Source organism: Pseudomonas sp. MWU12-2345 (genome assembly GCF_023242385.1).
GTDB lineage: Bacteria > Pseudomonadota > Gammaproteobacteria > Pseudomonadales > Pseudomonadaceae > Aquipseudomonas > Aquipseudomonas gingeri_D.
Genome location: NZ_JALLJA010000008.1, coordinates 74,292 through 86,815 on the forward strand (window position 1 = coordinate 74,292; position 12,524 = coordinate 86,815).

Annotated in this window: 8 protein-coding genes; 6 read left to right on the plus strand and 2 right to left on the minus strand. The window is 63.5% G+C overall.

Features of this window, described 5'->3' with window-relative positions; genetic code table 11:
* Positions 1-21: 21 nt before the first annotated feature.
* The 6 genes from hemA (at position 22) to M5C71_RS17255 (ending at position 5,380) form a co-directional block, all read left to right on the plus strand.
* Positions 22-1,311 (plus strand): glutamyl-tRNA reductase, encoded by a 1,290-nt coding sequence (gene hemA, locus M5C71_RS17230; RefSeq protein WP_248768356.1) that lies wholly within the window; start codon positions 22-24, stop codon positions 1,309-1,311.
* Positions 1,308-2,390: a peptide chain release factor 1 gene (gene prfA / locus M5C71_RS17235; protein WP_103497632.1), complete on the plus strand. Its 1,083-nt coding sequence runs from the start codon at positions 1,308-1,310 to the stop codon at positions 2,388-2,390. The genes hemA and prfA overlap by 4 nt, the downstream gene beginning before the upstream one ends.
* Positions 2,391-3,221, plus strand: coding sequence for a peptide chain release factor N(5)-glutamine methyltransferase (gene prmC, locus M5C71_RS17240; RefSeq protein WP_248768357.1), 831 nt, complete (start codon positions 2,391-2,393; stop codon positions 3,219-3,221).
* Entirely contained in the window at positions 3,215-3,970 is a 756-nt protein-coding gene (locus tag M5C71_RS17245; protein WP_248768358.1) for a molybdopterin-synthase adenylyltransferase MoeB, read from the plus strand. The genes prmC and M5C71_RS17245 overlap by 7 nt, the downstream gene beginning before the upstream one ends.
* Complete coding sequence (gene murI, locus M5C71_RS17250) at positions 3,963-4,754, plus strand: glutamate racemase (protein ID WP_248768359.1); 792 nt, start codon at positions 3,963-3,965, stop codon at positions 4,752-4,754. Before M5C71_RS17245 ends, murI begins: the two co-directional genes overlap by 8 nt.
* A gap of 110 nt (positions 4,755-4,864) precedes the next feature.
* A complete protein-coding gene (locus tag M5C71_RS17255) occupies positions 4,865-5,380 on the plus strand; it encodes an acyloxyacyl hydrolase (RefSeq protein ID WP_152740078.1) in 516 nt (171 codons plus the stop codon).
* 17 nt (positions 5,381-5,397) lie between these two features.
* Here the strand turns inward: M5C71_RS17255 and M5C71_RS17260 are convergent, their stop codons facing one another.
* Positions 5,398-12,030 (minus strand): TcdA/TcdB pore-forming domain-containing protein, encoded by a 6,633-nt coding sequence (locus M5C71_RS17260; protein ID WP_248768360.1) that lies wholly within the window; start codon positions 12,028-12,030, stop codon positions 5,398-5,400.
* A 147-nt stretch (positions 12,031-12,177) separates the two neighbouring features.
* Positions 12,178-12,483 (minus strand): YkgJ family cysteine cluster protein, encoded by a 306-nt coding sequence (locus M5C71_RS17265; protein WP_103497627.1) that lies wholly within the window; start codon positions 12,481-12,483, stop codon positions 12,178-12,180.
* Between the last annotated feature and the right edge of the window lie 41 nt (positions 12,484-12,524).

Below are 12,524 nucleotides of genomic sequence, written 5' to 3' on the forward strand. Positions count from 1 at the left end.
CGACATCATCAGCGACCCTGAATGGCCTTCCTCGCACTCGGCATCAACCACAAGACGGCGTCCGTAGACGTACGCGAGCGCGTGGCTTTTACCCCCGAGCAATTGGTGGAGGCCCTGCAGCAGCTGTGCCGCCTCACCGACAGCCGTGAAGCCGCGATCCTCTCGACCTGCAACCGCAGTGAACTGTATATCGAGCAGGAGCACATTACGTCGGACACGGTCCTGCGCTGGCTGGCCGATTATCACCACCTGAGCCTCGAAGACCTGCGGGCCTGCGCCTATGTGCACGAAGACGATGCCGCCGTTCGTCATATGATGCGTGTGGCCTCGGGCCTGGATTCGCTGGTATTGGGCGAACCGCAGATTCTCGGCCAGATGAAGTCGGCCTATGCCGTGGCACGGGAGGCGGGCACCATCGGGCCGCTGCTCGGGCGCCTGTTCCAGGCCACCTTCAGCGCCGCCAAGCAGGTGCGCACCGACACCGCCATCGGCGAGAACCCGGTGTCGGTGGCGTTTGCCGCCGTCAGCCTGGCGAAACAGATTTTCAGTGATCTGCAGCGCAGCAGCGCGTTGCTGATCGGCGCCGGCGAAACCATCACCCTGGTCGCCCGCCACCTGCACGAGCAGGGCGTCAAGCGTATCGTGGTGGCCAACCGGACCCTGGAGCGGGCCAAGATCCTCGCCGAAGAGTTCGGTGCCCACGCGGTGTTGCTGTCCGACATCCCCCAGGAACTGGTGCACAGCGACATCGTCATCAGTTCCACCGCCAGCCAGTTGCCGATCCTCGGCAAGGGCGCGGTGGAAAGTGCCTTGAAGCTGCGCAAGCACAAGCCGATCTTCATGGTGGATATCGCCGTACCCCGGGATATCGAGCCGGAAGTCGGCGAGTTGGACGACGTTTACCTTTATAGCGTCGACGATCTCCACGAAGTGGTCGCCGAAAACCTCAAGAGCCGCCAGGGCGCCGCCCAAGCCGCCGAAGAACTGGTGAGCAGTGGCGTTGACGACTTCATGGCACGCCTGCGCGAGCTGGCCGCGGTGGATGTGTTGCGTGCCTACCGTCAGCAGAGCGAGCGCCTGCGCGACGAAGAACTGCAAAAGGCCCAGCGCCTGCTGGCCAACGGCGGCAGCGCCGAAGAGGTGCTGGTGCAACTGGCCCGTGGCCTGACCAACAAGTTGATGCATGCGCCCAGCGTGCAACTGAAAAAGTTGTCCGCCGAAGGCCGCCTCGATGCGCTGGCCATGGCCCAGGAACTCTTTGCCCTCGGTGAGGGCTCATCGGATAGCTTTTCGGATAAGAAACCGCAATGAAAGCGTCACTGCTCAATAAGCTGGACATCCTCCAGGACCGTTTCGAGGAACTGACCGCCTTGCTCGGCGATGGCGAAGTCATTTCCGATCAGAACAAGTTCCGCGCCTATTCCAAGGAGTACGCCGAAGTCGAGCCGATTGTCACGGCCTACAAGCAGGTGTTGAAGGTCCAGTCCGACCTCGAAGGCGCCCAGGCGCTGCTCAAGGACAACGACCCGGACATGCGCGAAATGGCCGTCGAGGAAGTCCGCGAGGCCAAGGAACAGCTGGTTGAACTGGAAGGCAGCCTGCAACGCATGTTGCTGCCCAAGGATCCCAACGACGGTCGCAACGTGTTTCTCGAAATCCGCGCCGGCACCGGCGGCGACGAGGCGGCGATCTTCTCCGGCGATCTGTTCCGCATGTACTCGCGGTATGCCGAGCGGCGTGGTTGGCGGGTGGAAATCCTCTCGGAAAACGAGGGTGAGCACGGCGGCTATAAAGAAGTCATTGCCCGGGTCGAAGGCGACAATGTCTACGGCAAGCTGAAATTCGAATCCGGTGCCCACCGCGTCCAGCGCGTACCGGCCACCGAATCCCAGGGCCGCATCCACACCTCGGCCTGCACGGTCGCGGTATTGCCCGAGCCCGACGAACAGGAAGCCATCGAGATCAACCCGGCGGACCTGCGCGTCGACACCTATCGCTCCTCCGGCGCCGGTGGCCAGCACGTCAACAAGACCGACTCGGCGATCCGCATCACCCACTTGCCTTCGGGGATCGTGGTCGAATGCCAGGAAGAGCGTTCCCAGCACAAGAACCGCGCGCGCGCCATGTCCTGGCTATCGGCCAAGCTCAACGACCAGCAGACTAGCGCCGCGGCCAATGCCATCGCCAGTGAGCGCAAGCTGCTGGTGGGGTCGGGCGACCGCTCCGAACGTATCCGTACCTACAACTTTCCACAGGGCCGGGTCACGGACCACCGTGTCAACCTGACCCTGTACTCCCTGGATGAAGTCCTGGCCGGGGGGGTGGAAGCCGTTATCGAACCGCTGTTGGCCGAATACCAGGCCGATCAACTGGCCGCCTTGGGTGATTGAATGACCATTATTGCCAGTCTGCTACGCGCCGCCGACCTGCCTGATTCGCCGACCGCGCGCCTGGACGCCGAACTGCTGTTGGCGGCGGCCCTGGGCAAATCCCGCAGTTACCTGCACACCTGGCCGGAAAAAATCGTCAGCAGCGAAGCCGCGCTGGCCTTTTCCGACTTTCTGCTGCGCCGTCGCGGTGGCGAGCCGGTGGCCTATATCCTCGGCCAGCAGGGCTTCTGGAAGCTGGACCTGGAAGTGGCGCCGCATACCCTGATTCCGCGCCCGGACACCGAACTGCTGGTGGAAGCCGCCCTTGAGCTGTTGCCGGCAACTCCGGCCCGGGTGCTCGATCTCGGCACCGGCAGCGGCGCGATTGCCCTGGCCCTGGCCAATGAGCGTCCGGCCTGGCAGGTGACGGCGGTGGACCGCGTGCCGGAAGCCGTGGCCCTGGCCGAACGCAATCGCCAGCGCCTGGGGCTGAACAACGCCACGGTGCTGAGTAGCCATTGGTTCAGCGCCCTGGATGGCCAGCGTTTTCAACTGATCATCAGCAACCCGCCGTACATCGCTTCGAGCGACCCGCACCTGGCCCAGGGCGATGTGCGTTTCGAGCCGGCCAGTGCCCTGGTGGCCGGTGCCGATGGCCTGGACGACCTGCGCCTGATCATCGCCCAGGCGCCCGCGCACCTGGAGGCCGATGGCTGGTTGATGCTCGAACATGGTTACGATCAGGCTGAAGCCGTGCGTGAGTTGCTCTCGGCGCAAGGTTTCAGCGACGTCCACAGCCGCACTGACCTGGGCGGCCATCAACGCATCAGTCTGGGGCGCCTATCGTGCTGAGCGACCAGGAGCTGTTGCGCTATAGCCGGCAGATCCTGTTGCAACAGGTCGATATCGACGGCCAGTTGCGTCTGAAAAACAGCCGGGTGCTGATCGTCGGTCTTGGCGGTCTTGGCGCCCCGGTGGCGCTTTACCTGGCGGCCGCCGGGGTCGGCGAACTGCATCTGGCGGATTTCGACACGGTCGAGCTGACCAACCTGCAACGCCAGATCATCCATGACACCGCCAGCATCGGTACGACCAAGGTCGATTCGGCGCTGCGCCGGTTGGCGGCGATCAATCCTGAAGTGACCCTGGTCGCCCATCGCCACGCCCTGGACGCGGATTCCCTCGGTGTCGCGGTGGCAGCGGTGGACCTGGTGCTCGACTGCTGTGACAACTTCGCCACCCGCGAGGCGGTCAACGCCGCCTGTGTCGCCGCCAGCAAACCGCTGGTGAGCGGCGCGGCGATTCGCCTTGAGGGGCAACTCTCGGTGTTCGATCCGCGGCGTCCGGAAAGCCCCTGCTACCACTGCTTGTACGGGCACGGCAGCGAAGCCGAACTGACCTGCAGTGAAGCCGGCGTCATCGGCCCGCTGGTCGGCCTGGTCGGCAGCCTGCAAGCCCTGGAAGCCTTGAAATTGCTCGCCGGTTTCGGCGAGCCGCTGGTCGGCCGCCTGCTGCTGATCGATGCCCTGGGCACGAAATTCCGTGAACTGCGGGTCAAGCGCGATCCGCAATGCAGCGTCTGTGGTGGCGGCGATGCGTGACGCACCGATCGCGGTAATCGACTCTGGCGTCGGCGGCCTGTCGGTGCTCAAGGAAATCCAGGCCCTGCTGCCCAATGAGTCGCTGTTCTATGTCGCCGACTGCGGGCATATCCCCTACGGCGAAAAAAGCCCGGAGTACATTCGCCAGCGCTGCGCGGTGATCTCCGGTTTCTGTCGCGAGCAAGGCGCCAAGGCGCTGGTAATTGCCTGCAATACCGCCACCGTGGCGGCTGCCGCCGATTTGCGCCAGCGTTACCCGGACTGGCCGCTGGTGGCCATGGAACCGGCGGTCAAACCCGCGGCGGCGGCCACTCGCAGTGGTGTGGTCGGCGTGCTGGCAACCACCGGGACCTTGCAAAGCGCCAAGTTCGCCGCCTTGCTCGACCGCTTTGCCAACGATGTACGGGTGATCACCCAGCCTTGTCCCGGCCTGGTGGAAATGATCGAAGACGGCGATTTGCACAGCGAGGCCTTGCGCCAGTTGCTGCGCAGCTATGTCGACCCTTTGCTGGCGGCAGGCTGCGACACCATCATCCTCGGCTGCACCCACTATCCCTTCCTCAAGCCGCTGCTGCTGGAGATGATTCCGGCGTCCATCAGCCTGATCGACACCGGTGCCGCCGTGGCCCGGCAACTTCAGCGCCTGTTGGAAGCGCGGGACCTGCTGTCCCAAGGGCCGGCGCGCGACGCGCAGTTCTGGACCAGCGCCGATCCGGATCATTTCAGGAAAATTCTGCCGCTGCTCTGGCAGAAGTCCGGGGTTGTGCAAAGCTTCACAGGGTAAACGTCGGCGTAGAGCGGCGAATCCCTCGTGAGCCCAGGCTTAACGTCAGGCTTTCATTGCGAGGAGCTTGTTGGTCGCACCTGAAATGCGTTGGAAATAGGATATTTCTCATGAAGCAATTGTTCTGCTTGGCTGCGCTTGCGGCCGCCCTGGGGTATGGCGCCATGGCACAGGCTGCCGGTGTCGAGTTCTCCGTTGGCCAGACCAGCGATTCGACCCGGGCCTATCGCCTGGGCCTGCAATCGGACTGGGACAAAAGCTGGCTGCAAAGCGATGCAGGCCGCCTGACCGGCTACTGGAGCGGAGCCTACACCTACTGGGAAGGCGACAAGAGTCCCGGCAATCACAGCCTGTCGTTCTCCCCCGTATTCGTCTACGAATTTTCCGGGGCATCGATCAAACCCTATATCGAGGCGGGGATAGGTGTCGCCCTGTTTGCCCACACCGAAGTGGAAGGCAACAAGCTGGGCTCGGCCTTCCTCTTCGAGGACCGCTTGGGTTTCGGCCTGCGCTTCGCCGGCGGGCATGAAGTGGGGATCCGCGCGACCCACTATTCCAATGCCGGCATCCGCACGCCGAACGAGGGCATCGAAAGCTACGCCTTGCACTACACGATGCCGTTGTAACGGCCGTTCGTTCGGCGTCAGCCTCCTTCGCTCTGGCGTTTGAGGCTGGCCAGCGCGGCAAACACATCATCGTCATCGATGGGGTAGCGGTCGATCTGGATCACCGTCCAGTCGCCGTTGTCCCCGAGTTTTTCCAGCGCCTCGTCCGTTCCGGTGTAGCCCCAGAGGGCACTGTGATTACTGGCGCGACAGCTGCGCGGAAAGTGTTCCTGTAGCTCCTGGCGCGTCGCGTCTGCGGCGGCCAACCTTTGCACACAGGCCTTGAGCTCGCTGACGCCACTGAACTCGCTCAATGCCGGGGTTGACGCCGGCACCCACAACAGCAGCGTGCCCTGCTGGGGATCGCCGAGTACCAGGATGTCATCGGAGGGATAGCCGTTGATGCTCAAGCGGTGCACCTGCACTTGGCGCGGCCCCGGAGCCGGGTGCTCGCGTTCGTGCCGGGGCAGCAGTTGCAGCATCATTGGGTAGGCGGTGTCCGAGTAGCCGCCTTGCAGGCGCGCGCGCTGGACCTCCAGCCGGTATTGCGCCCGCAGATAATCGCCATAGCACTGCTCGTTGCCGAACACGCCGTCGGCGGGGTGGGCACTCCAGAATCCCGCCGAACGCCCGCCGAATTTCCGATACTCGGCGTTCAGATAGGTCGTCAGTTCGGCCAGTGTCGCGGCGGCCTCCAAGACTTTCTCGCGCTGCGGGCTGGGGGCGATCACCAGCATGTCGGGCGACACCGGGATCTGGTACAGCTCGTCGCCGTGATCCTCCCCGTCCACGGGAATGGCCGCGAAGCCGCCATTGGTGGGCCGATAATAAATCCCCCGACCCGGACACTCGGGCACCGACAGGTCTTCGATAGGCACCGGCGCGCCCAATTGCTGGCGGCCTTGCAGTGCTTGCAGGCGTTGCACCAGCGTATCGATATTCTCGTGGTCCCGGGCACTCAGTGTCGCCAGCGTGCAGCGCCCGCCGGCAAGATCCAACCGGAAGGCCTCATCAAGCTTGTTGACCGTATACAGGACCTCCTTGTCCTGAACCTGCACCACGACACCGCCCACCGTCAGCCGGCCGGGCTCAAGCCGGATGTCGTCCGGGCGGCTCAGGTGATCGGTGTGCAGCACCCAGGTGGAGGGTGGTGACGTGGCACAACTGGACAGATTGATCGTCGCGCCTTCACTCAGGTAGAGGTCATATTGACTGCCCTGGCCTTCGATGTCGTAGCGCAGGTACCGACCGCCTTCCGCCAGATCGTCCATGACCAACGGCGGCGCGACCTGTCCCAGGCTGACCCGGATACGCGTGGCGTGGTAGCGGGGCTCGAGCTTTTCCACGACCTTCTGGAAGGCCGCGACCCATTCGGTTTCGATGAATTTGCCTTGGGTCTTTTGCTCGAGCGCCTTGAACAGCTGCAATTCCGCGTCATTGCGCTGGGTGGCACCCACTAGCCAGCCGTATTGCGGCAGATAGGTGTGCTCGGGCGTACCCGGCAGATGCAGGGTACGGAGGCTTTCCGAAACGGGTAACGGCCTCTGCCCGGGAAGCTCCAAGACCTGGCCGACATCGATCGCCTGCTGTTCGTCCAGGATCACCCGTGGATCGCCCGAATGCGAATTGTCGACGGCGTAGATCTTCGGGCTGCCCAGGTAGACCTGGCCGTTGCGCTGATCCAGATGGGTCACCACCACGGGACCGGCCATCCGCAGCGCATGGCTTTCAGGATCCTCGATATAGCCGCTGCGATAGGCCTGGATCTCCCGGATGAATTGCTCACCCGTGGCCAGGACCTTATGGGCCTTGGCAAAGAACACCGACACCAGGCTGCTGGCACCCAGGCCCAGGCCGGCCAAGGGTATCGACAGTGGCCCGAGAAATTCGGCGCCCTCGGCAAACCCGGCCAGTACCGTGCCCAGCGCGAGGGTGTCGAGCCCGACGTTGGTGCCGTAGGTGGCTTTTTCCTCGGCGCTCTCGGCATGGGCCAGCAGATAGCTGTCCACCCCCAGGCTCGCGAGGAGCAGCAAGGCATTGCCGGCGGCCAACAGTCCACCCAGGGTCAGTGTCTTGCCGCCCAGACTGATAACTCGGCCGGCCTTGTCCAGCAGGCTGATGCTTTCTGTACCCAGGTGCCCGGCCTCCTTCAGGCCGAGGTAAATCGCCTGGGCGAGTATTTTTCCATCGCAGGCTACGCCGGCCACCACCTGGGCCAGTTGCGTGTAGAACTGCACCTGGACCGCGCTGGCCAGTTCCGTCGACAAGACATGGCGCCTGCCGCTATTGAGCTGCAACAGGGCGAAGCCGGTATTCAGGCTGTTCAGGCCATCGAGTTGCGCCAGGCCATGGACCACCTCGTGATGGGTGACGCCAGGGCGCGGCAGCATCTGACCGTCCTGGAACTCGAAGTCGTGGTGGAGCGTATCGACGGTGTCGCGGATACGTGCCGAGAGCCTGGCCAGTGCGCTGTCTTTCTCCAGTTCCAGGTGCCGGCGTGGTGCACCAGCCGGGCCGATCAGCTCCATCGTGTCGCCAGCGGCTCTGGATTCGATGGCGTTCAGGTCGGGGACCCGGCCGGACACTGCCGAGTCGGCTCCGAGCCTTTGCCACTCCTGTTGTGCGGCCTGGCCCAGCTCGGCGAACGCGTTGCGTTGCATCCGCGATTGCTCGCTTATGGCGGGATAGGGCCTGCGTACATCGCCGCCCAGACCGGGAGTGTCCATGATCTGCCACGAGCCGTCGGTACGGCGTTGCACCTCATAGGTCGAGCGCCTGAAACCTTCGGTGGCATGGATGATCCGGAACCTGTCGCGGAAGGCCCGGACTTCGTAGCGCAGGCCCTCGTAGAGGATGTACGTCCTGCCGTCCGGCGTGAGATACAGGCCTCGCGCATCCGGTCCGGTCGGATCCAGCGCCGATCGGCTGCGCATCTCATATCCCCTCAGCCAGGCCGGCTGCGACTGCGTCGAAGGTCCGGCTTCTCCTGTGTTCGGAAGAGCTGCGTTCAGAACTCTGTTCAGTTGGGCCAGGCTGCTGAGCGTGTGGAACGGGTTGGCCAGTGCATATCGAATCCTGGCATTGTCATGGGTGTTGCTGGTCAGTTGGGTCCACATCTTGTCGACGACCCGGCCCGACTTCTTCCTGAGCAAGGTAAACAACTCGGGTGTATCGAGCAGAAGCTGGAGCCTGGCATTGGCGAGATAGGCCGATCGGAAGCAATGTCGGCTCCATGCAGTAGCATTGGTCTTGAAGGGCAAAAGCAGCGGCGCGATTTCCTGGAAGCCCATTTGCCGGGCCACCGCCAGCAGTTCCTGCTGATGTCCGAGGAGCCGGGTCAACACGTCGTCGGTCAACGACTTTATCCCGTCGGCGTTCTCCAGCAGGTTGATACGGATGATGCCGGCATCCGCGCAGCGGGCGATCAATCGTAGCCTGTCCGTTGAGATTTGCGGATCGTGGAGCAAATGGGCGATTTGATTGGTGTTGAGCCCCTCTTCCAGGGGCGGGGTCAGGTTCGCTGAACTGAAAATGATATCGACCCGCTCAAGCAGCGCCGGGACACGACCGAGCACGGCCCTGATCAGGTCACGTCGTGCGCTGATCTGATTGCCCACGTGCTGGGCGGCATACAGGCGTAGCTGGGTGGCCGTCACCCCATACTCCAGCAGAATATGCCGGACGCTGTCATTGAAAATGAAGGTGTGGTGAGTCAGGAAGTCGATGTCTGCCGCTTGTGAGGGGCCGTTCAACAGTGTTTCCAGCAACCGCCTGCGCCTCGGCTCGTCGACCCACAAGGACAGTTCCGGACGAGGGTCGCTGTCAATGTAGCGATCAACGATCTGACGTATTTCGGCGGGCAGCGGGCGCAGGTCATGGCGCTCGCGAACGGAGTTGAACGCATCATCGACGGCGGCGCGGATCCTTTGTGAGCGGGCCGGCAAAGTCGTCTCCAGGTAGCGGATGGCCGGCTGAAAGAGACCGTATGGATTGGCGGCCCCCTTGAGGATGGCGGTCAACTCTCGATAGCTGCTATCGCCCAGCCAGATATTCAGTTCCAGGCAATGCTCCAGTGCCTGGGCATAGAGAGGCAAATGCTCGGCGGTCACGAAGGGCGCGATATCCGGATTGTGTTCGATATGATCGGCGGCGGCATTGCGCAGTCTCTCGACCGTGAATGTGTCGGGCTCATGGCCCTGGTTCAGTGACAGGGCCACGGCATGAAAGAAGCTGTCCTCTCCGGCGGGGACGTCCACCGGGTTGCCGTCGAGCCAGACGCGATAATGATTCGGACTGTATCGGTACAGCACCACATCATGGAGGGCACCGAACAACTCCGGGTTCACCCGGTATCCATAGGTGTCTTCGCGCAGTCCCTGCCGGTAGCGTACTGACCAGCCAAATCCCGGATCGCGGGCGTCGATAATCACCAGGTTGCTGTCTTGCGGCCACTCCGCCAGGCTGGGCATGAGGGGCGCAATGATGTCCATGACCTGTGAGTTCCAGGACCCCAGGCGAATCAGGCCGGCCAGGGTTGAAAGTCGCGCTGATACGGCAGGAGGCAATCGCCCGCCGAGGGATGGCCCCGTCGGCGCACCGCCCCGCAACCTCAGCCGCACGGTGCCGAGGGTTTGGCGTGGCTGGGGCATCGCTTGCAGGACCGGGCCGGCAGTCAGCGAGGTCTTGCCGTCGGCACCCATCCGGCTGACCAGGGTCGCAATGTCCGTGCTCGCAGGTGGCAGGGTGTCGGTACTGGTTGTGCCCTGGCGATCTGTTGCCCGGCTGCCCGGCTGCACTGCAATGTCTGTTTGTCCGGTCGCCCTTATTCGTGGCAGCCAAGCCTTTGCGGGCAGGAAGGTGCTGATCAAGCCGGCGTTCTTCTGAGCGACGACATTGCCAAACGCCCACTGATCGATGAGTGCTTGCCGGTTACTCGCGGTCCCGTCGGGGAGACGGTGGCGGGCCTGCTCGATCAGCGCGTCACGCTGTATTTCGTAGAGGCACTGATGCACGTTGCCCGGCATCGGGATCAGTTGGACGTGAGCGGCGTTTGCCGGGGGCGGCGACTGCAGGGTTGGCGTACTGGATTTTCTCAGTCGCGCGGCAACATAGTCCCGCCATGGCGGTTCCTGGAAATACCGGTCCAGGTCACCGCGTTGGCTCAGTACCTTGAGGTCGTTGTCATCGGCTGAATCCGGGGTATGCAGCACCACACTCGGGTCGTCCGGGTCCGCGCTGGTGATCGCGAGTACGCCGCCGCCAATGATATGGAGCGTGCTCTGGGCATTCTTGTGATGTACCCACAAACCCAGCGCGTTGGCGCTGATGACGTGTGTACCGATCGTGGGGCGAGTGGCCGGGGTCGGATAGTTGAGCACCACCTGGACCCACTGTCGCTGGCGCGTAGCGATTCGGCCGCGGAGCGTGGCGTCCAGGAGCGCCAGTTGCAGGCACGCGGCATTGGCGTATTGCCAGGTATCGCGTATCGCCTGCGCCCGCTGCGCGGTGGCCGAGGCCGACGGCTGCTCGCTCAGGGCCTGGACGATGGCCTCCAGTGCCGCCTGATCCGGGATGATCGGCCCGTCGTAGCTGTCGTTGGGCGAGGTTGGCGGCAGTACATTGATCAAGGCCAGGGCCAGCGCCAGGCGGCCGGCCTGCACTCGGCCGGCGGCGGTGCTGTAGCGTTGCCAGTCTTGCCTGTCGGCCGCCTTGAAGACTTGCCTCCAGATGCTGTATTGCAAGGCTTGCGCGCGTCGATTCACTCGCGTGCCGATATCCAGGACGTCACGCAGGTCCGCGGCGGCTTCGAGGCGTTCCAGCATGGCCTGCGACGCGTCCGCCGGGGAGGCGGCAAACACATCGTTCACCTGCCGTTGCTGGGCATTGCGCAGTGACCGGACCTGCCAGGCGAACAGGTTTTCGTGCTTGTCATCGCTGGCGCTGAAACGGTCAGCGATTTTTTGCCCGGTTCGCACCAGCAGTGTCGTGTGCAGGATCCTGAGGGAGGCAAAGGTTTCGAGGCCATATTCCAGGGTGTAGAGCACGACCGGCCCGAGATCACTGTGGATCTCGACCGCTTTCTTGCCCTTGAACTGCTTCGGGTCGGGATCGCTGCCCTGCAGCACCGCACCGTCTCGGCTGGTGATTACGAATGCGCCAGGCCATGGGGTCGGGGCCGAGGTATTTTCTTCCAGGAAGGCGATGCAGTAGACCCCGGGTCGATAGACGACGGGCAGGACAGGCAGTGCACTTTCCCGTTGTTCCCGTGTGGGCAGGTCCAGTACCTGATCGATCAGTTGCCGGTCATCGGCGTCCAGCGTCCCATCGACGCCGCGCAGTTGCGCCTCGGTCCGCAGTTGCGTCTCCAGGGTCAGTGCGAGCCATTGATCGGCGGGCAAACCGTCGGTGGCGCTATTGGGTTGTGTCCAGAACTGTTGCAACTGCGCCAGATAAGCCTGCTGGAGTTGGCGTATCTGCTCGGTCTTGTCAGTCGCCGGATTCACTTCGGGCATGGCCGGGCGCGGCAGCTCATCGAGCAGGGCGGCCACTTGCGCATTGGCGCTATTGAGCGACAGCAGCAACTGCGACTGGAGCTGCGCGGTGTCGATCGGCGCCGGGGGGCTATCGGCGGCGCTGGGGGGCGAAATACGGGGAGGGTCGAGGGTTTTCATGAGCCAGTGATCTCAGGGTCCGGGGGCAACATTGAGTTGCCCGCTGCTTGTGACGTGTGGTCCCAAGTGTGGATTGAGCGGGTTCACTGGATATATGAGACGTGTCTTTGACTCAGGGATGAAATCGCCCTGATTCGGTCCTTCGATTCAGCGATAGGCCGTGGTGATTCCTTGGCGTTCCTCCATGCACTCCTCCGAGCCGGTTTCGAACTCCCGGCAGATCAACGGGCGTTTCGCGTAGATGGTGCAGCGCATGGTGTCGCGATCCAGCGCCGCGCACCAGCCGTCGTCCAGGCGCAACATCACTTCGCCGCCCCAATCGTCGATATCGATATAGCGCTCGGGCACACCGGTATCGGTGATCAGCAGCACCTCCAGCCGGCAGCAGCAGGCCGCGCAGGAAGAGCAACTGATTGCCGGTGTGGTGAGGTCGGTCAGGGGGATAGTGGTCATGGGCGCCAGTGTATGCCAGTGCCACGGTGCTGTATGCCCGG